This is a genomic window from Gemmobacter serpentinus (genome assembly GCF_008973825.1).
In the GTDB taxonomy this organism is placed as follows: Bacteria; Pseudomonadota; Alphaproteobacteria; order Rhodobacterales; family Rhodobacteraceae; genus Gemmobacter; species Gemmobacter serpentinus.
In genome coordinates this window covers 1-17,314 of sequence record NZ_WCHR01000019.1, presented here as the reverse complement: position 1 = coordinate 17,314, position 17,314 = coordinate 1, and the positions used below count along the sequence as shown (strand labels likewise).

Sequence of the window (17,314 nt, the reverse complement as noted above, 5' to 3'; positions counted from 1 at the left end):
CCCAAAGCGCCGCCCTCTGTCTCCAGAAGGGCGGCGCTGCGAGCCGGAAAATCGCAAAGCCGGAAATCCGGCTATGTGCATCGGCGAGTTTCAGCAGTCACACCCCGCACATGCCCTCGCATTCGTTCGGCCAGAGGTCGAGCTGGCCATGATCGGCGGCTGTCGAAAGATCGGCCAGATCGAGCGGGACGGCGGAACGGTGAAGATAGACCTCGCCGCGAATGCCCCGGAAGCCCGTGCGGATGGCGGCATCGACCGACACGGCATCGGTCCACCCTTCGGGATCGTGGTCACGCATATGCCGCCAATAGGCATTGGAATGGAACGGGCAGCCGATGCAGGCGCTCTTGGGCAGGAGAGGATAGCCATGCCGCTCCAGCCAGCGCAGGCAGTCCTGGCGGGTCATGCCCCGTTCGATCAGGGGCCAGCGGTTGACCTGCCAGTCCTCAAACGAGGGCTTCATGCGCAACGCCTCGTCGAGAGAAATCCCGATCCATTGCTCGGCGACTGGCGATCCGGGCGAGCGGCGCCCCGCAATGCCAAGGAGTTCGCGCACCTTCCGCCGGATTGGGGTGATCTTGTAGTCCTTGGTGCATTGGCGGCGGATCATGCCAATGCTGATCCGCTCACCTGCCAGGACGCGGGAACCGACAATGACGGGTTCGCCGTTCTCGTCTTCATCATAGACGGGTAGTTCAGTCCCAGCGGGCGCGACCGTGCGTGTGAAGGCGGGGATCGAGGCCCACCGCTCGCCGCGTGCGCCGGTGAGCAGATCGGCGCGGATATCCCCGGCCGAGACGATATGGATGGGGAATGGCAGGACATTCGGCGATCCCAGCCAGGCAAGATGCTCATAGACCGCGTTCGGCTCCCAGCCGGTGTCCGCGAAGATCGCGCAATCCGGCATCGGGCCGATCTCGCCATGGGCAGCCATGAGGGCGAGCGTGGTCGACTGGACGCCGGCGCCGAGGCTGAGGACACGCAGGCGGATCTCGGCCGCCTGCGCAGGATCGGGGATCGAGCCGGGAAAGGCGAGCGCGTTCATCATGCTGCCTCCCGCTCATCGTCGGCCGCACCGAGCCCGTCCGCATCTGGCAGGAAGGACAAAATCCAGTCGGCCGCTTTGCTCGCCTGCGAGGCAGCGCGGACGACGGCCCGGTTGTCCTCGCGCAGCACTTCGAGCCAGGAGGCGATGTAATCCGCATGGCGGACGGTCGGCACAATGCCGAGGGAGGCACAGCAGAAGGCGGCCGAGATTTCCGCCACCAGCTCCTCGAAAGCGTATTTCCTGGTGCCGAAGGAACCGGAAAAATCGCGGTTCAGCCGGGACGCATGGCCTGTCGCATGACCCAGCTCATGCAGGGCCGTCCGGTGCCAGTTGATCGGCTCGAAATAGGCTTGCGGCGGCGGAACGACCACATGGTCGAGGGCCGGGACGTAGTAGGCGCGGTCGCCGCCGATGCGGAAGTCGATGCCGGTCGCCTTGATGAGCGCCTCGACCCTCGGCTCGACCAGTCCGGATGGCGGAGGCGGCATGGCCACGGCAATGTCCTCGGGCAGGCCCTCGCACTGCGCGGTGTTGAACACCGTGAACCGCTTCAGGAACGGGATCTTCCCCGGTTCCTCGCCGGTCTCTCGCGCCCGCCGCTTCTCGTCCTCGGGCGTGAAGCGATCGGCATAGACGACGGTTGTGCCGCACTCGCCCTTGCGGACATTGCCGCCGAGCGAAAGCGCCTGGCGGAAGGTGAGCCAGCCCTGTCCGGGGAAGCCGTGCTGGACGACGGCGCCCCACAGGATGAGGATATTGATGCCGCTATAGGCGCGGCCGGTGCTGGCGTTCTGCGGCAGGCCGAGCGGGGCCTGGGCCGTGGCCTTGCCCCAGGGCTGGACCCAAGGAAAGCGCCCGGCCTCAAGCTCGGCGATGATCTTGTCGGTGATCTCGTCGTAAAGGTTCGCCCGATCCGCGCCGGAACGGGGGGTATGGTCGTATCTGGACATCGCGGTTCTCCGCGACGGGCGCCGGAGACCTCTTCTCCAGCCCTCAACCCGTCACGGCAAACCCCGTCTGCACTCTCACTCTAAAGCGGCGCTGCCGCCGATCACGGCGGCGCGGTGCCGTGCCCAACCGCAAGTTCGTCCGTGGTCGGCGGTTCGAACATCTTCGACCAAGCGAGAAGATCGTTCGGATCGACAGCCGCATCGGCAGGCGCATCGCGGTTGCGGGCGATGATCCGACGCTGCAACTCCTCGACGGGGACGTCGAGATAGTGAAGCCGGGTCTCGCAGCCGAGCGACTGCGCAACCGCCCGGTAGGAATCGCGCTCCTCTCTTGACCAGAAGCCGTTCTCCAGAATGACGTCGTTTCCGGCGGCCAGAAGGCGTTGGGCCAGACGCCATTGCAACTGCTCGACACGCGCGCGGCCGCCCTCGTCGTAGAGCTGGAATCCGAGCGTGGACATCCATTCATCGGGAGAGAGGCGAAGCCCCTTTCCCTGATTCTCAAGCTGCCGTGCCAATGTGGTCTTGCCCGAGCCGGGAAGCCCACAGATGAGATGAAGTATAGGCATTGGGACAGTGTATCGCGAGGCGAGCGCGTCCACCACATCACTGAGTCCGGCTGAGACCTACCCAGGGGGCGTTGCGGGGTCTCCCCGCAGAAGGGGGTGTGCCGGCAACGCAGTGCCGGCCAGGGGGAAGGCTTTCCCCCGCAAGAACCGACAACCGCAAAAGCGTAGAAGTGCAAGTAAGCAATACCTGACTTCACCTGCCGCTATAGCCAAACGAGCAACCTGCTTTCGACGTTCGACCATCTTGGTATATCCCCTACAGGGGGATAGGATATGACGATGACCAAGCCATCCCAAACTCACCAATCCCACCCGGAGATCGTCAAGCGGCTGAAGCGCGCCGATGGTCATCTTCGCGGCGTCATCGAGATGATCGAGGGCGGGCGGCCGTGCCTCGACATCGCCCAGCAGCTCCATGCCGTCGAGAAGGCTATCGCCCAGGCCAAGAAGACACTGATTCAGGATCACCTCGACCATTGCCTCGAAGAAGTGGTCGGGCCGCTCGGGCGTGATCGGCGGCAGTCGATCGACGAGTTCAAGGAAATAGCGAAGTATCTGTGATGTTGGCGATCCTCGAAAACCGGACCTATCGCCACCTCTTTCTGGCACAGGTCATCGCACTGGTGGGAACCGGCCTTGCGACGGTGGCGCTGGGCCTGCTGGCTTTCGAACTGGCGGGGGCGGAGGCCGGCGCGGTGCTGGGGACCGCGCTCGCCATCAAGATGATCGCCTATGTCGGTGTCGCGCCGGTCGCATCGGCATTCGCCGAGCGTGTGCCGCGGCGCGCCATGCTGGTGGCGCTCGATCTCGTCCGCGCCGCCGTTGCCGTTTTCCTGCCTTTCGTCACCGAGATTTGGCAGGTCTATGTTCTGATCTTCGTGCTGCAATCGGCCTCGGCCGCCTTCACGCCGACCTTCCAGGCGACGATCCCCGACATCCTGCCGGACGAGAAGGAATACACGCGCGCGCTGTCGCTCTCCCGGCTGGCCTACGATCTGGAAAGCGTCGTCAGTCCGATGCTGGCGGCGGCACTTCTCGCCTTCATCTCGTTCCATAGCCTATTCGCCGGCACGGTGATCGGCTTCCTCGTCTCGGCGGCTCTGGTGATCTCGGTCGTCCTGCCGAGTCCGAAACCGTCGAAACCTCGTGGTATCTACGACCGCACGACGCGCGGCATCCGCATCTATCTGGCGACGCCGCGCCTGCGCGGGCTGCTGGCGATCAACCTCGCAGTCGCCTCGGCGGGCGCGCTGGTGATCGTGAATACGGTCGTTTACGTGCAGGCTGTCTATGGCCTCGACAACCAGGCGATGGCCCTGGCCCTCGCGGCGTTCGGTGGCGGCTCGATGGTCGCGGCGCTTGCGCTGCCGAAGCTGCTGGACTCGATTCCAGATCGAACGGCGATGCTCGGTGGCGCATCGCTGCTGGCGGTGGGAACACTGGCGGCGGCGGCGCTGCCGGGCTACGGCTGGCTGTTGCCGCTGTGGTTCCTGCTCGGTGTCGGCTATTCCACGGCACAGACGCCATCCGGCCGGCTGCTCCGGCGCTCGGCCAATCCCGAAGACCGGCCGGCGCTGTTCGCCGCGCAGTTCGCGCTTTCCCATGCCTGCTGGCTGATCGCCTATCCGCTTGCCGGGTGGGCCGGCGCGACGCTCGGCCTGCCGATGACGGCGATCATTCTGGCCGCGCTGGCCGCTGTCGCGATCGGCATCGGCTTCGCCGTCTGGCCTGCCGACGATCCAGAGGTGCTTGAACACGGTCATGCCGATCTGTCGGCCGACCATCCGCATCTCGCAGAAGCTGGGCATGGTCGACGCCATGCCCATGCCTATGTGATCGACGACATGCACGCGGCTTGGCCGCGTGAGCGCTGATCGCGCTCCCGTCAGGTTCTCTGGTCCGGCTCCGAGGGGAGCGCATATCGGATAACACGCAGATGGTCATCGTCCTCCAGCGTGACTTCAAGCACCTGGTTCACAAGGTCTGGATCGGCGTCAAGTTCGAGCAGGGCTTGCTCGAACAACTCCAACTGGAGGGCTCGCGTCATACCCTCGGGGCCATTGAGGCAGACCAGCCCGGCATGCAGATCGACACGGGCATATTGCCCTTTCTCGCCGGGGCGCGAGGCTGCGCCCCGGAAATCGACGGAATTGCGGGTCACGAAGGTCCAGTCGTCCTCGATGATGAGGGGTAACCGTCCGGTCTAACCGCTCTGCCGCGGTGTGAGAGTGCGGGATAGTGTCCACCATTGATAGTGGACACTGTGGTGATGACGTGGCGCGTCGGACGAAGCGGCTTTGGACGGATGAGGAGAAGCGGTCGATCTGCTTCCAGACGGCGGCGCCGGGGGTATCGGTCGCCCAGGTGGCGCGGCGCTACGCGGTGAATGCGAACTTGATCTTCAAGTGGCTGCGCGATCGCCGTTACGCGCCGGACCCCGCCTCGGCTCTTCCCCCGTCAGAGGAGGCGCGCTTTCTGCCTGTGGAGATTGTCGCGGAGACCAGGTCTGCCCGGGCAACACCTGCCGCCCACAACCACATCGAGATCGAATTGGCGGGCGGGCACCGGATGCGCATCAGCGGGAGCTATGATCCCGAGGCTCTGGCGCGGCTGATCCGGGGCGTGACGGCGTGATCCCGGTTCCGGCGAACACGCGGGTCTGGCTGGCGGCGGGCGCCACCGACATGCGCAAGGGGTTCACGGCACTGGCGGCGCAGGCCGAGGCGGTGCTGAAGCAGGACCCGTTCGCCGGGCATCTGTTCGTCTTCCGTGGCCGTCGGGGCGATCTGGTGAAGGTGATCTGGTGGGATGGCCAAGGCGCGTGCATGTTCATGAAGCGGCTGGAGAAGGGTCGGTTCGTCTGGCCCTCGGCCAAGGAGGGCAAGGTGGCTTTGTCGCCTGCGCAACTGTCGATGCTGCTGGAAGGCATCGACTGGCGGGCACCGGAACGGACGTGGCGGCCTCTGGCGGCGGGATAGTCCACGGCGCCTGCAATCAGTGATTCCCACAAGTAATACAGTGGGATAAACTTTCCGCATGCTCACCCAGGCCCTGACATTGCCGGAAGACCCCGAGGAGCTGCGCAGCTTCACCGCGCGGCTTCTGGCCGAGGTGAAGGCCCAGGCGATCCTGATCGAGAAGCTCCGGCATCAGCTGGCCGGGCACCGGGCGCACCGGTTTGGTGCGTCGTCCGAGACGGCGGAACAGTTGCAGCTGGCCCTTGAGACCAGCGAGATCGCCGCCGCCGCGATGACCGCGCGGATGAAGCTGCCGGACATCGAGGAGAAGGACAAACCCAAGCGTCGTCCGATCCCGGACCACATCCCGCGAATGGAGGTGGAGCTGACACCGAGCACAGATGCCTGTGCCGATTGCGGCGGGCGCCTGCGCCGGATCGGGGAAGATGTGACGGAAGAGCTGGAATACGTTCCCGGGCGGTTCATCGTGAACCGGCTTGTCCGCCCTCGGCTGACCTGCTCGTGCTGTGAACGCTTCGTGCAGTCCCCACTGCCCTCGCGCCCGATCGAGCGCGGTCGCCCGGGGCCGGGCCTCCTCGCCCATGTCTTGGTGAGCAAGTATGCCGACCACCTTCCGCTCTACCGCCAGAGCCAGATCTTCGAGCGCGAAGGTCTCGACCTGGACCGGTCCACCCTGGCCGACTGGGTGGGCAAGAGCACGGCCCTGTTGGAGCCGCTGGCCGACGCCATCGGGCGCCATGTCTTCTCAGCCGAGGCGATCTTCGCCGACGACACGCCGATCAGCATGCTGGCGCCCGGCACCGGCAAGACCCAGACCGCCCGGCTCTGGACCTATGCGCGCGACGAACGCCCTTGGGGCGGGCAGGCCCCACCGGCGGCATGGTATCGCTTCTCCGGTGACCGCAAGGGCCAGCATCCCAAGGACCACCTCGCCCGCTTCCGCGGCTGGATGCACGCCGACGGTTATGCCGGGTTCGAGGATCTCTACCGCTCCGGCACCATCCGCGAGGTCGCCTGCATGGCCCATGTCCGGCGAAAGTTCGTCGATATCCATCGGTCGCAGGGCTCCCCGATCGCCGGAGAGGCCATCGGCCGGATCGCACAGCTCTACGCCGTCGAGAAAGAAGCCCGAGGGTCGCCGCCAGACCGCCGCACGGAACTCCGCAAAGCTCACGCCGCCCCGGTCTTCGACGATCTGCAGCGATGGCTGGCCATGAGACTGACGGAAATCTCGGGCAAATCCCCGCTCGCGGCCGCCATCCGCTATGCCCTGACCCGAATGGACCGCCTGCGCCCCTACCTCGACCACGGCATCCTGGAGTTGGACAACAACACCGCCGAACGCGGCATGCGCGCCATCGCCCTCGGGCGGAAGAACTACCTCTTCGTCGGCTCCGAGGCGGGCGGCAACGCCGCTGCCATCGCCTACACCCTGATCGAAACGGCCAAGCTCAACGCCGTCGATCCCCACGCCTGGCTCGCTGACACTCTCGCCCGCATTCCCGACTACAAGATCACCAAGGTCGATGACCTGATGCCGTGGCGCTGGAACGGATAGCGGTCACGCCGGACGGTTACGATGAGGGGGATGAGATCCCAGTCCTTCGCGCCCGAGCGGCCCAGCCAGACGACATGGGACGATTCCCCATGCCCCCTCTGGTGAGCCAGCTCGGTCAGCTTCGGGCTGAGGCATTCGTCGATCAGGAACTTCATCCGGCTCGCCTGCGCGGCACGCGATGATCCGAGAGGATGCGCGCACCTTCGGGCAGTCTGGCGATGAGCGGCTTCGGCCGTCCGCGAAGGGGGTTGGCCTCCGCATAGAGCGCGGCCAATTCCAGCCTGTCCTCGGTCAGAGACGGATAATCCTCAAGGATCTCCTTGGCGGGGACGCCCGCCGCCAATGCGGCCGCGACGTCGTGAACCGGAACGCGCGTGCCGCTGATGACCGGGGTGCCGCCCATGATGTCATCGGAGATGGTGACCACCTCGCGCGCGGCGTCCAGCCGTTCCAGCCGTGCGACGGAACGCTCGAAGAAGGGCAGAAGGTCGATGGTCAGGAAGTCGTGGCGAACGGTCCAGTCGGCTTTCAGCATGGCCTCGGTGGCTGCGCGGTTCCAGCGCCGCAACCGTGGCTCGGCGGAGCGGATGGCGAACAGGCGTTCCTCCGAGGTCAGCCGTTTGGCGCTCTCGAAATAGAAGGCGATCAGGGTGCAGGCGGCCCCTAGCACGAAACGTCCGTTTTCGACCGAGACCAGCGTTTCGGGCAGGATGCGCTCGTCGATGACGCGATTGACATCGCGCAGGCTGACGCGGGCGACCACGGCCGCCTCCGTGGCCTTCAGCATTTCAGTCGCGGGCATGGACGCCTCCAACCAATAAATCTTCCGATGTGTCGGAATATATATTGGAGGCGCCCCAATTTCAAGGCTGACCCACGATCCGCCAGCCGTTTCCGCCATCCTCAAGCCGCCAGAGGCTGCGCCACGTCGGCGGTTCTGTCGTCGTTGCCTGCTGCCTTCTGAAGGAAGCGCGCGAGCGACGTCTTCCGGGAGTCCCGATCCAGCGCGTAGGCGGTCTGCTTGAACTCGATGCCATCGAGCAGGCCCTGAATGTAGCCAGCAATCGTGTCGGCCGCCATGATGAGGGCCGTGTCGACGGTGTGGATGTAATTGCTCGTGACAGACCCCTTGGCGTGACCGACGAGAGCGGCGATGGTGATCTCCGTGAACCCGAGATCATTCGCTATGCTCGCGAAGCTATGGCGAAGAACGTGGGGAGTGACATCGGCAAGCGGGGAGTCCGTGAAGATCTTCTTCCAGTGATTGGGGAAGCTGCCGAACGCTCTGTCCTCATCACGGCCGGGAAACACATAAGTGCCGATACGCGACTTGGCGCGCTCTTCCAGATACTCCACGACAGGCAGCCCGATGGGCCGAATGGAATAGCCTTCCTTGCTGTCTTCAAGGCGCAGGCAACTGGCTTGGGCGTCAACTTCGCTCCAGCTTAGCCCGATCATTTCCGATCGGCGGCAACCCGTCATGGTGATCTGGCGGATGATCTCGACGGTCATGGCATAATTCTCGTTCTGCGCTGCTTTGCGCAGCAAGACACCAAGTAGGCGATACTCCGCCTCGGACAGCCGACGCTTGCGGACGTTATCCTTCGGTTTCTTGATGCCATGCGCCGGGTTCCGCTCGATGATCCCAGCATCGACGGCATAGGTAAGAATACCGCCGAGAAGGCTGACGGTTCGAGCGGCAGTCCCAGGACCGCCGCGGACAATGGCCCTGCCTCTAAGCTTATCGGTCTTGACCGAAATCCGAGTTTTACCCGCCATGACGTCTTTGAGGAGCTTGTTGACGTCGGATTTGGTCAAGTCACGCACCCGCCGACTGCCCAAGAGCGGGATGATGTGCCGGTTGATCCGCCCGGTATCGGTCACAATCGTGCTGTGCTTCTTTGGACGGCCGCCTTTCCCCATGATGAGACCGGCGTTCATGTCATTCAGATAAAGAGTGCAGAGTTCCTTGACCGACATGGACTTGCGATCGAGCTGCTTTTCCTCGGCCGGGTCTTCGCCGCGCGCGATCCTGCCAAGTTGGACCTTGGCCTCCTGGCGGGCCAGTTCTGGCGTCCAGATACCATGCAGGCCGATGGTGTAGCGCCGCGACCGTCCTCCCTGGCGATACTGGATCACATAGCTGCGCTTGCCTGATGTGAAGACACGAAGCCCGAAACCGGGTAGCTCATCGTCCCAGATCACGTAATCACTGCGACGGCTTTCCGCCGCATCGACGACGCGTTTTGTAAGTTTAGCCATGGACTTCCTCCGTCACATGCCCGAAAACCCGCGTAAGCACCACGTAAGCAGCAGGGCGAAAACCGTGGCGAACAGAAGGATAGGCTTGTCGGCGAAGGAAATCAAATTCCTTTTTATTTACAGTAACATAGCGCATCATGGCGTGCCCCTTTCGGTAATCGACGGAGCTAGTCGTAATCCCTCCGAAGGCAAAGGTCGCACGTTCGAATCGTGCTGGGTGCGCCAATCATTCCAAGTGGTTACGGCAAGATGTTCACGCAGTATTTCGCGTGGCTACCGGATGGCGCATAAGTTTTCTGTCGAATCCTGTCGACCAGAACAGAAAAGCCGCCCCGAGGGGCGGCTTTTGTTTCAGGTCACACCCGCAGCGGATCGGCTTTGGCGAGGCGGTCGAACTGCATCAGGCTGTCGATCAGCGCGGGCATCTGATCCAGCGGGATCATGTTCGGCCCGTCAGATGGCGCATTGTCGGGGTCTTCATGCGTCTCGATGAACACGCCCGCAATTCCGATCGCCACCGCGCAGCGCGCCATGACCGGTGCAAATTCGCGTTGCCCGCCGGAACTTCCGCCTTGGCCGCCCGGTTGCTGCACCGAATGGGTGGCGTCCATGATGACCGGCCAGCCGGTCCTGGCCATGGTGGGCAGGCTGCGCATATCGGCAACCAGCGTGTTGTAGCCAAAGCTCACCCCGCGTTCGGTCAGCAGGATCTTGTCATTGCCGGTCGAGGCCACCTTGTCGGCGACATTGGCCATATCCCAGGGGGCAAGGAACTGACCCTTTTTCACATTGACGACCGCGCCGGTCCTGCCTGCGGTCAGCAGCAGATCGGTCTGACGGCACAGAAAGGCCGGGATCTGGATCACGTCAACGACCGTGGCGGCCTCGCGCGCCTGGCCCTCGTCATGGATATCGGTCAGGACGGGCAGGCCCGTCGCGCGCACGGCCTCCAGCACTTTCAGGCCTTCTTCCATGCCAAGACCGCGACGGCCCTTCAGCGAGGTGCGGTTGGCCTTGTCATAGCTGGCCTTGAACACATATTGCGCCCCGGCTGCCTTGCATGCCTCGGCCATCTTGCCCGCGATCATCTGGGCGTGATCCAGGCTTTCCAGTTGGCAGGGCCCCGCGATGACCAGCAAAGGCCGGTCATTTCCGACGGTCAGCCCGCCAATCGCAACAGTCTTCATGCGTCTCTCCTTAGCCCGCGATCTGTTCGCGCAGGATGGCGACAGTCATCGAGATCATAAGGTAGATACCGCCGAAGATCAGAAGTGCAACAACCGTATATTCAAAAGCGCGCGGGTAGGCGGCTTCATCGGGGGCCACGGGGCTGACTGACAGCGACAGGTAGCGCACCTGACGATTGGCTTCGATCCGCGAGGTTTCCAGCGCCTGCAGCGATTGCGCCAGCAATAGCCGCCGGGTTTCCACATCCGATTGCGCCACCATCAATTCGCCTTGTACCACGGCCAGGCTTTGCCCATCGGCGCTTTGCTCGGTCAGGCGCGAGCGCAGCAGCCCGATTTCGCTTTCCAGCGTGGTGATGCGGCGTTTCAGCGGCTCCATCCGCGCCTGATTGGGCTGGGCGTTGCTTTCCATCTGTTGCAGCGACAGCCGGTCGGCGGAAAGCTGCGTCTCCAGATTGCCGATTTGCGCGGTGATCAGCTGCACCTCGACCTCGGAGCTGAGAACCTTGAATTTTTCTTGCAGATCGACAACGCGGCGCTGCGCCGCGATCATCTCGCGTTCGGCATTCTCATAGCTTTCGCGCGCGCCCTTCATCTGGTCTTCGCGCAGGCGCTGCGTCAGCTGGTCGACCTGTTCCTCGGCATAGCCGATCAGCGCATTGGCAAATTCCACGCTCTTCTCGGGATCGGCCGCGATCACCTCCATCTTGATGAGGCCCTCGGACGGATCATAGGAGATGTGGATGTTGCGGGTATAGGTCTTGTAGGACTTCTCCAGCGAGGCACCGGGATCCAGCCGCTGGATCGGGTCCAGCCGATCGGATTCGAAATGATTGCGGAAACCATGATCGCGGTCGAGCCGGATCATCGCGTCACGCGATTGCAGATAGCCTTGAACCGCAATCGAATCCTGCGAAGTGGCAAGGCCGGTGCCTTGCAGCAGCCCGCCAAGACCACCGCCACCGCCACCGCCGCCCACACCGCCGGATTGCTGAATCACGAATTCCGACTTGGTGGAATAAAGCGGCGTGGCCACCGCATAATAGTAAAAGGCGGTCAGCAGCGTCGGAATGCCGACAAAGACGAACAGCCGTGCCGCCAGTAGCGCCGAACGGCGGCGGCGGCGTTTGCTCAGGTCACGCTGGATGCGCAGGATATCAGCGGCGTGGTGCTGTTCGGCCTGCACCTGGGTTGAGGGCAGCTGCGCAGGCTTGATGGTCTGCGGCAGTTGCACCCCGTCGCCCGGCGCGGTTGCAACGGCGCGATTGGCCGGCGGTTCCGATGGCGGGCCATCCTGTCCGGGGATCAGATCCAGCAGGCTGGAACGTTGAAACGGATCAAGGCCCGCCTGCCGCAGCAGGCGCACCGCATCGAAGTCCGAGGTGGCGGGCAGATTGTGCTTTTGTGCCAGCCGTCGGGCAAGCCGCAATTGGCGCCCCGTCAACCCCTCGCGGCGGATGGTATCCATCTCTTCGCCGGGGGTTTGATCGCCCATGGGCTGCAACCCCTCGGGAAGTCCAGGTGAAGGCTCGGCGGCATCCAGTTTGGGCGGCGGCAGGAAGGTCTGATTGCCAAAGCCGTCATCGCCCGGCTCGGGGGCGAAGAGCATCCCTTCCTTCACCAGCGCCTCGCGCGGTGGCAGGGGGGCCACCGGCTCGGGACGACGGATGCGGAACCGCTTAACTTTGAGCTTCGTAGTCATAAAGACGTTTCGCTTCTTCGAGGGTGTCGAACATGTAAAGCTGGCCATTGCGGAGCACGGCAGCCGAGCGGCAGAATTTCTCCAGCGTCGCCGCCTGATGCGAGACCACGACAAGCGTGGCTTTGGTCAGGCGTTCCTTCAGGATGGAGCCCGCCTTGCGGTTGAACTCCACATCGGTGGTCGAGGGCATCCCCTCGTCGATCAGATAGATGTCGAAATCCAGCGCCAGCATCAACGCGAAGGAAAACCGCCCCCGCATCCCGGCGGAATACGTGCCGATCGGCATGTCGAAATATTCGTCAAGGCCGCAAAGCCAGCGACAGAATCCTTCGACATAATCGGGGTCCAACCCGTAAAGCCGGGCGATATAGCGGGCGTTTTCGGTGGCGGTGTGCTTGTTGATGACACCGCCCATGAAGCCCAGAGGGAAAGAGATGCGCGAGCTGCGCAGGATCCGTCCCTCATCCGGTTTTTCCAAACCCGCCATCATGTTGATGATCGTGGTCTTCCCGGTGCCGTTCTTGGCCAGGATCCCGAGGGAATTGCCCAGATCGATCCGGAACGAGGCGCGGTCAAGGATCACCTTGCGCTGCTTGCCCGTCCAGAACGACTTGCTGACATTCTCGAACTCGATCATCTGCGCCCCATCGCACCCAGCGGGATACGGATTGACCTTCCGGATGTGGCCCCCGGATAGGACAGGATTGTTAACACATGGTCACCCATAGCACTATATAAGCAAGATTACTGCCCGATTAGGGCACGATTATGTTCAATCCGGGCCAGAAATGTCCATCCTTTGCGGGGTTTTGCAGCCCTGCAAACGGGATCGGGGAATGCTCAGCGGCGGTGAAGCAACCACAGTGCCGGACCAAGCAGCAGCGTCAGGGCAAGGCCCATGCGCGCGGCCTCGGTCATGGCACCGCCGGGCAGGCCGGTTTCCAACGCGACCAGCGGCACGGTGAAGCCAAGCCCAAGCAGGGCGGCAAGGCGCAGGATCTCGGGCCGTCCGATGCCTGCAGGCAGCGGCAGACCCAGCAGACGCTGCGCCAGCATGACCCCCATCAGCAGGCCCAAGGGCTTGCCGATCCAGAAGGCGGCCAGCACGGTCAGCGTGGTGGGGGCAAAGGCGTGCAGATCCACGCCGCCGCGCGTCAGCCCGAACAGGAACAGCACCACCACCAGCGGCTTCACAGCCAGATGAGCAAGGCGGTTCAGCGGATCATGCAGCAGCTCCTCCGCTTCGGCAAACAGGCCGAAGGCGCGATGGGCGTGCGGGATCACCGGGATCACCGGCAAAAGCCCAAGTGCGCCCGGCAGACCCGAGGCCGCAACGCCGATCCAGCTGAGCACGCCCGCCAGCATATAGGGCCACAGATGCAGCGCCTCTTGCCGCTCGCGCTCGCTGTCGCCCCTTGCGTGCCGGCCGAACAGCAGCCACACGCCCGCAACGGCAAGGGCAGGCAGCGTCAGCCAGATCAGCCGCGCGGGCTGTTCGGGCCAGGCCAGGCCAAGGGCCAGCAGGCCCGCCAGATCGGCACCGATGGCAATCAGCAACAACAGATGCAGCGCCGGGCTGCCCTTGCCGAAGACATGGCGCCCCACAACGTAGCTCAGCACCACATCGCCGCCGATGGGCACCGCCCAGCCGGTGCCGAAGGCGGCTTCCTCGGCGGTCTCGATCAGGCTGGAAACCAGCAGCCAAACCAGCACCGCGCCGCAGATCGCGCCAAGGGTGGCCAGAAAGGGCAGGCCGCCGCGCCGCCCGTGCAGGGCGCCGCGTTCCAGCATATTGGCCTCCCACAGCTCTTTCCCCAGCAGGAAGAAGAACAGCGCCATCAGCCCGTCGGAGGTCAGCGAGATCAGCGTGGCCGCGACATGATCGGCCACGAACCAGTCGGGGAAAGGCAGCGGGAACAGCCGCCGCTCCATCGTGTCATAATAACTGGCTGGTGAGAGATTGACCCAGATCGTCGCGATCAGCGCGCCAAGCAGCAGGGCGCGCGCGAAATGGCGGATGAAGTTCGAGACGCGATACATCGGCTCACCTGCAATTCTGACCGGCTTGGCCTTCGCCATAGCCGCCTGTGCCTGCCGGGGCAATGCGGGCGGGCGGCGGGCGGGGCAGGGTGTTGCCCTGCCGCATCTGGGATGGGATGGTGGCGGGATGGATGCGCTGGAAGCAAAGATCGCCACTTGCCGGATATGCGCGCCGCGTTTTGCGGCGACGGCCAGTGCGCACAGTCCGCGCCCGGTGCTGTGGCATGGGGTGCAGGCGCGGATTTTGATCGCAGGTCAGGCACCGGGGATGCGGGTGCATCTGTCGGGGCGGCCCTTTACCGACCGCTCGGGCGACCGGCTGCGCGACTGGCTGGGGCTGTCGCAGGCCGAGTTCTATGACCGGCACCGCGTCGCGATCCTGCCCATGGCCTTCTGCTTTCCGGGTTATGATGCCAAGGGCGCAGACATGCCGCCGCCGCCGGTCTGCGCGCAGACATGGCGGGCGCGGGTTCTGGCGGAGCATCGCGATCTGGCGCTGACGCTGGCCATTGGCGGGGCGGCAATCCGCTGGCATCTGAACGACCGTCGCCCGGTTGCGCAGGTGGTGGCCGATTGGCGTACGGCGCTGGAGCGGCGGATTATCCCCTTGCCGCATCCGTCGTGGCGGAATACCGGATGGCTGAAACGCCACCCTTGGTTCGCGGCTGAACTGTTGCCCGAACTGCGCTTGCGGGTGCGCGCGCTGATGGAGATGCCGGGATGACACCGCTTGATCTTGCCTATGAGGCCATGGCCGCAGCCCGTGATGGCGATGACACCCCGCGCCTGCAATTCTATGAACGTCTGGCCGATGGCGAGATGATCCTGATGCTGGAGACCGAGGCCGAGGGCGGCAATCTGACGCCGCGCGTCTTCGATCTGGAAGACGGGCCGGTCGTGCTGATCTTCGACAATGAGGAACGCCTTGGTGCCTTTACCGGCATTCCTGTGCCCTATGCGGCGTTGCCGGGGCGAGTGATCGCCGGGCTCTTGGCCGGGCAGGGCATCGGCCTTGGCATCAATCTGGGCGTCGCGCCGTCGTCGATGCTGCTGCCGCCTTTCGCGGTGGACTGGCTGGCCGAGACGCTGGCGCATGGCCCCGAGGCGACCGAGGCACTGCCCGAACGTTTTGAGATACCACGCGCCTTGCCAGCCGCGCTGATTGCAGGGCTGGAGGCCAAGCTGGCCCGTGCCGGCGGCCTAGCCGCCCATGCGCTGCTGGCTGCCGTGCACTACCGCGACGGGCGGCAGGGGCATATGCTGGCCTTCATCGATGCCACCCCCGGCGCACAGGAGGCCCTGGCGCGGGCAGCGGCTGAGGCGCTGACCTTTTCGGGCATCGAGGCGGGCGAGATGGATGTGACCTTCCTTGCCGGATCGGAACCCGCAGCCGAGGCAATGGCGCAGGTCGGGCGACGGTTTGAACTGCCGGTCCAGGTGGCCGATGCACCGCCCGCGCCCGCCGCCCCGCAGGGTCCGGGCATGAACCCCGACAAGCCGCCGCGCCTGCGCTGATCTCGCCCGCGGGCATTGCAGGTCAGATTGTCATCACGGCTTGCGCTGCACCTTCTGGTGAGTCTGGGGCTTTGGCGGAAGTCGCTGGGGCTTTGGTTGAAGTCATGGTTGACTAAAACGCTCTGAAATCCTATAGGCAGGATCGCAAGGTTCATTCCCGGCGGCGAAGGGGACTGGCCCGCCCGCATCCAGGGGCAGGCCCGCTCATCCCCTTTATCCGTCCAGCACTCTTGCCCGGTCAAGCCGGGCCAGGGTGCCGTCACGGTTCCCAGCACAAATCGCGCGTATCGATGGGCGGAATTTTCAGCCCCTTGGCTCTGCGCGCATCGCAGATGCGGCCGCATTCCGTGGCCGTTGTTTCATCGCCTGCCCGCGCGCGCAAGGGCGTGCCGGATCTCAGGCAAGGCTCTTGCCATGGCCGTAGCCCAGGGTCCGCGACCCGGAGGGCCGCAAGAGCTGACCCCGAAGGTTCCGGCGCTGCCGGGATCCCATGCGAGACCGCGCCGCCGATCCCGGCGCTGGCACAAGGACCTGACGAATGCCCATCACGATCAATCTGTCCGGCACCGCGGCGCAAGGCGTCAATTTCAATGCCGATTTCGCCAGCTTCTTCGCGGATCTGGTGCCGACCGGCTGGCCCTATATCCTTGGCGGCTCGGGCATGTTCGAGGGCGACCAGATCGTGCTGCTCGATGAGGTCGAGGCGGGCAAGGAAAGCCAGACCAAGGCCATCATTCTGGATGGCAGCGCCTTCGAATATTATTTCAATGACCATACGCTGAGCGGTCGGCTCACCGCGGTGCGGCTTTCGACGCTGGGCAACAGCTATGACCCCGCGACCCAGGGGTTCAAGCAGGATGGCAGCGGCCATATCACCGGCGTCACCACGCCCATCGAGATCACCGGGCTGAACATCTACAATGCCAAGCGCGATCGCGGCGATTTTCATGACACGGTCTATGGACTGATGGGGGGCAGCCATGAGGATGACGGCACCGCCAAACCCGCCAATCTGGAGCGGTTCCTATGGGCCGAGGCGCATGTGGTGAATGGCTCAGCCGGGGCCGATTTCTATTCCGGCTCGCGCTTTGCCGATACGATCAACGGCAATGGCGGCAATGACACGCTGCTGGGCAATGCCGGGAATGACAGGATTCTGGGCGGAGCGGGCAATGACAGCATGGCTGGCGGTGCCGGCAATGACACGATCGATGGCGGCGCGGGCACCGATACCGCCGTCTATAGCGGCACGCGCAGCCAATACACCATCACCCAGACCGCACTTGGCTGGACGGTGGCCGACAATCGCAGCGGCAACAGCGCCGAGGGCACCGATCTGCTGATCGCGGTGGAGAATGTGAAATTCTCCGACCAAACGGTGGTTCTGACCCGCCCTGATACCGGCAACAAGGCCCCGGTCATCACCTCGAATGGCGGTGGGGCTGCGGCGGCGATCCGGGTGGCGGAGAACGGCACGGCGGTCACCACGGCGCGGGCGACTGACC

20 protein-coding genes are annotated in these 17,314 nt (G+C 64.4%); 8 read left to right on the top strand and 12 right to left on the bottom strand.

The window, feature by feature from the left end:
- Positions 1-97: 97 nt before the first annotated feature.
- The 3 genes from GBJ34_RS12460 to GBJ34_RS12450 all read right to left on the bottom strand — a co-directional run bounded on the left by GBJ34_RS12460 (position 98) and on the right by GBJ34_RS12450 (position 2,567).
- Positions 98-1,048 carry a hypothetical protein gene (locus GBJ34_RS12460; protein WP_226341153.1) on the bottom strand — a complete coding sequence of 317 codons (951 nt, stop codon included), beginning with the start codon at positions 1,046-1,048 and terminating at the stop codon, positions 98-100.
- The gene (locus GBJ34_RS12455; RefSeq protein WP_080620472.1) at positions 1,045-1,998 is read right to left on the bottom strand and encodes an ArdC family protein; all 954 of its coding nucleotides are present in this window, start codon (positions 1,996-1,998) and stop codon (positions 1,045-1,047) included. Before GBJ34_RS12455 ends, GBJ34_RS12460 begins: the two co-directional genes overlap by 4 nt.
- 101 nt (positions 1,999-2,099) lie before the next feature.
- Positions 2,100-2,567, bottom strand: coding sequence for an AAA family ATPase (locus tag GBJ34_RS12450; RefSeq protein WP_080622744.1), 468 nt, complete (start codon positions 2,565-2,567; stop codon positions 2,100-2,102).
- A 279-nt stretch (positions 2,568-2,846) separates the two neighbouring features.
- Between GBJ34_RS12450 and GBJ34_RS12445 the strand changes: the two genes are divergently transcribed.
- Together GBJ34_RS12445 and GBJ34_RS12440 are read left to right on the top strand one after the other, a co-directional pair.
- Positions 2,847-3,128 carry a metal-sensing transcriptional repressor gene (locus tag GBJ34_RS12445; RefSeq protein WP_080622743.1) on the top strand — a complete coding sequence of 94 codons (282 nt, stop codon included), beginning with the start codon at positions 2,847-2,849 and terminating at the stop codon, positions 3,126-3,128.
- Positions 3,128-4,441 (top strand): MFS transporter, encoded by a 1,314-nt coding sequence (locus tag GBJ34_RS12440; protein ID WP_080620471.1) that lies wholly within the window; start codon positions 3,128-3,130, stop codon positions 4,439-4,441. Before GBJ34_RS12445 ends, GBJ34_RS12440 begins: the two co-directional genes overlap by 1 nt.
- 11 nt (positions 4,442-4,452) lie before the next feature.
- On the opposite strand, the gene GBJ34_RS12435 is transcribed toward GBJ34_RS12440, so the two are convergent.
- Positions 4,453-4,728 carry a hypothetical protein gene (locus GBJ34_RS12435; RefSeq protein WP_205963182.1) on the bottom strand — a complete coding sequence of 92 codons (276 nt, stop codon included), beginning with the start codon at positions 4,726-4,728 and terminating at the stop codon, positions 4,453-4,455.
- Between the two features lie 113 nt (positions 4,729-4,841).
- Here GBJ34_RS12435 and tnpA point away from each other — a divergent pair, with 113 nt between their 5' ends.
- The 3 genes from tnpA to tnpC are packed head-to-tail and all read left to right on the top strand — an operon-like array spanning position 4,842 to position 7,103.
- Positions 4,842-5,201: an IS66-like element accessory protein TnpA gene (gene tnpA, locus GBJ34_RS12430; protein WP_226341152.1), complete on the top strand. Its 360-nt coding sequence runs from the start codon at positions 4,842-4,844 to the stop codon at positions 5,199-5,201.
- Positions 5,198-5,545, top strand: coding sequence for an IS66 family insertion sequence element accessory protein TnpB (gene tnpB / locus GBJ34_RS12425; protein WP_035746778.1), 348 nt, complete (start codon positions 5,198-5,200; stop codon positions 5,543-5,545). Before tnpA ends, tnpB begins: the two co-directional genes overlap by 4 nt.
- 58 nt (positions 5,546-5,603) lie before the next feature.
- The gene (gene tnpC / locus GBJ34_RS12420) at positions 5,604-7,103 is read left to right on the top strand and encodes an IS66 family transposase (protein WP_035746780.1); all 1,500 of its coding nucleotides are present in this window, start codon (positions 5,604-5,606) and stop codon (positions 7,101-7,103) included.
- On the opposite strand, the gene GBJ34_RS12415 is transcribed toward tnpC, so the two are convergent.
- The 8 genes from GBJ34_RS12415 to GBJ34_RS12385 all read right to left on the bottom strand — a co-directional run bounded on the left by GBJ34_RS12415 (position 7,052) and on the right by GBJ34_RS12385 (position 14,294).
- Complete coding sequence (locus tag GBJ34_RS12415; protein WP_089389002.1) at positions 7,052-7,258, bottom strand: DUF5615 family PIN-like protein; 207 nt, start codon at positions 7,256-7,258, stop codon at positions 7,052-7,054. The genes tnpC and GBJ34_RS12415 overlap by 52 nt on opposite strands.
- A complete protein-coding gene (locus tag GBJ34_RS12410) occupies positions 7,255-7,905 on the bottom strand; it encodes a DUF433 domain-containing protein (RefSeq protein ID WP_080620467.1) in 651 nt (216 codons plus the stop codon). Before GBJ34_RS12410 ends, GBJ34_RS12415 begins: the two co-directional genes overlap by 4 nt.
- Positions 7,906-8,006: 101 nt before the next feature.
- Entirely contained in the window at positions 8,007-9,365 is a 1,359-nt protein-coding gene (locus GBJ34_RS12405) for a tyrosine-type recombinase/integrase (RefSeq protein WP_080620466.1), read from the bottom strand.
- Complete coding sequence (locus GBJ34_RS20560; RefSeq protein ID WP_155043630.1) at positions 9,358-9,504, bottom strand: hypothetical protein; 147 nt, start codon at positions 9,502-9,504, stop codon at positions 9,358-9,360. Before GBJ34_RS20560 ends, GBJ34_RS12405 begins: the two co-directional genes overlap by 8 nt.
- Before the next feature lie 217 nt (positions 9,505-9,721).
- Positions 9,722-10,552, bottom strand: coding sequence for a 3-deoxy-8-phosphooctulonate synthase (kdsA, locus tag GBJ34_RS12400; RefSeq protein ID WP_151719605.1), 831 nt, complete (start codon positions 10,550-10,552; stop codon positions 9,722-9,724).
- A 10-nt stretch (positions 10,553-10,562) separates the two neighbouring features.
- Positions 10,563-12,254: a capsule biosynthesis protein gene (locus GBJ34_RS12395; RefSeq protein WP_151719604.1), complete on the bottom strand. Its 1,692-nt coding sequence runs from the start codon at positions 12,252-12,254 to the stop codon at positions 10,563-10,565.
- Positions 12,232-12,891, bottom strand: a complete 660-nt coding sequence (locus GBJ34_RS12390; RefSeq protein ID WP_151719603.1) for an ABC transporter ATP-binding protein — start codon at positions 12,889-12,891, stop codon at positions 12,232-12,234. The genes GBJ34_RS12395 and GBJ34_RS12390 overlap by 23 nt, the downstream gene beginning before the upstream one ends.
- A gap of 203 nt (positions 12,892-13,094) precedes the next feature.
- On the bottom strand, positions 13,095-14,294 hold the full coding sequence (locus GBJ34_RS12385) for a Na+/H+ antiporter NhaA (protein ID WP_192931211.1): 1,200 nt from the start codon (positions 14,292-14,294) through the stop codon (positions 13,095-13,097).
- 127 nt (positions 14,295-14,421) lie between these two features.
- On the opposite strand from GBJ34_RS12385, the gene GBJ34_RS12380 reads away from it, so the two are divergent.
- The 3 genes from GBJ34_RS12380 to GBJ34_RS12370 form a co-directional block, all read left to right on the top strand.
- Positions 14,422-15,018 (top strand): uracil-DNA glycosylase family protein, encoded by a 597-nt coding sequence (locus tag GBJ34_RS12380; RefSeq protein ID WP_151719622.1) that lies wholly within the window; start codon positions 14,422-14,424, stop codon positions 15,016-15,018.
- Positions 15,015-15,809: an SseB family protein gene (locus GBJ34_RS12375; protein WP_151719601.1), complete on the top strand. Its 795-nt coding sequence runs from the start codon at positions 15,015-15,017 to the stop codon at positions 15,807-15,809. The genes GBJ34_RS12380 and GBJ34_RS12375 overlap by 4 nt, the downstream gene beginning before the upstream one ends.
- 538 nt (positions 15,810-16,347) lie before the next feature.
- A partial coding sequence (locus GBJ34_RS12370) for a calcium-binding protein (protein ID WP_404811428.1) occupies positions 16,348-17,314 on the top strand: 967 nt, incomplete at its 3' end.

What these genes read in the sequence shown, in the direction of transcription:
- GBJ34_RS12395 (WP_151719604.1), bottom strand. Translation starts at nt 12,254, where the DNA reads ATGACTACGAAGCTCAAAGTTAAGCGGTTCCGCATCCGTCGTCCCGAG.
- GBJ34_RS12380 (WP_151719622.1), top strand. Translation starts at nt 14,422, where the DNA reads ATGGATGCGCTGGAAGCAAAGATCGCCACTTGCCGGATATGCGCGCCG.
- GBJ34_RS20560 (WP_155043630.1), bottom strand. Translation starts at nt 9,504, where the DNA reads ATGATGCGCTATGTTACTGTAAATAAAAAGGAATTTGATTTCCTTCGC.
- GBJ34_RS12440 (WP_080620471.1), top strand. Translation starts at nt 3,128, where the DNA reads ATGTTGGCGATCCTCGAAAACCGGACCTATCGCCACCTCTTTCTGGCA.
- GBJ34_RS12405 (WP_080620466.1), bottom strand. Translation starts at nt 9,365, where the DNA reads ATGGCTAAACTTACAAAACGCGTCGTCGATGCGGCGGAAAGCCGTCGC.
- GBJ34_RS12450 (WP_080622744.1), bottom strand. Translation starts at nt 2,567, where the DNA reads ATGCCTATACTTCATCTCATCTGTGGGCTTCCCGGCTCGGGCAAGACC.
- GBJ34_RS12455 (WP_080620472.1), bottom strand. Translation starts at nt 1,998, where the DNA reads ATGTCCAGATACGACCATACCCCCCGTTCCGGCGCGGATCGGGCGAAC.
- GBJ34_RS12385 (WP_192931211.1), bottom strand. Translation starts at nt 14,294, where the DNA reads ATGTATCGCGTCTCGAACTTCATCCGCCATTTCGCGCGCGCCCTGCTG.
- GBJ34_RS12460 (WP_226341153.1), bottom strand. Translation starts at nt 1,048, where the DNA reads ATGATGAACGCGCTCGCCTTTCCCGGCTCGATCCCCGATCCTGCGCAG.
- GBJ34_RS12415 (WP_089389002.1), bottom strand. Translation starts at nt 7,258, where the DNA reads ATGAAGTTCCTGATCGACGAATGCCTCAGCCCGAAGCTGACCGAGCTG.
- GBJ34_RS12390 (WP_151719603.1), bottom strand. Translation starts at nt 12,891, where the DNA reads ATGATCGAGTTCGAGAATGTCAGCAAGTCGTTCTGGACGGGCAAGCAG.
- GBJ34_RS12375 (WP_151719601.1), top strand. Translation starts at nt 15,015, where the DNA reads ATGACACCGCTTGATCTTGCCTATGAGGCCATGGCCGCAGCCCGTGAT.
- tnpC (WP_035746780.1), top strand. Translation starts at nt 5,604, where the DNA reads ATGCTCACCCAGGCCCTGACATTGCCGGAAGACCCCGAGGAGCTGCGC.
- GBJ34_RS12410 (WP_080620467.1), bottom strand. Translation starts at nt 7,905, where the DNA reads ATGCCCGCGACTGAAATGCTGAAGGCCACGGAGGCGGCCGTGGTCGCC.
- GBJ34_RS12445 (WP_080622743.1), top strand. Translation starts at nt 2,847, where the DNA reads ATGACCAAGCCATCCCAAACTCACCAATCCCACCCGGAGATCGTCAAG.
- kdsA (WP_151719605.1), bottom strand. Translation starts at nt 10,552, where the DNA reads ATGAAGACTGTTGCGATTGGCGGGCTGACCGTCGGAAATGACCGGCCT.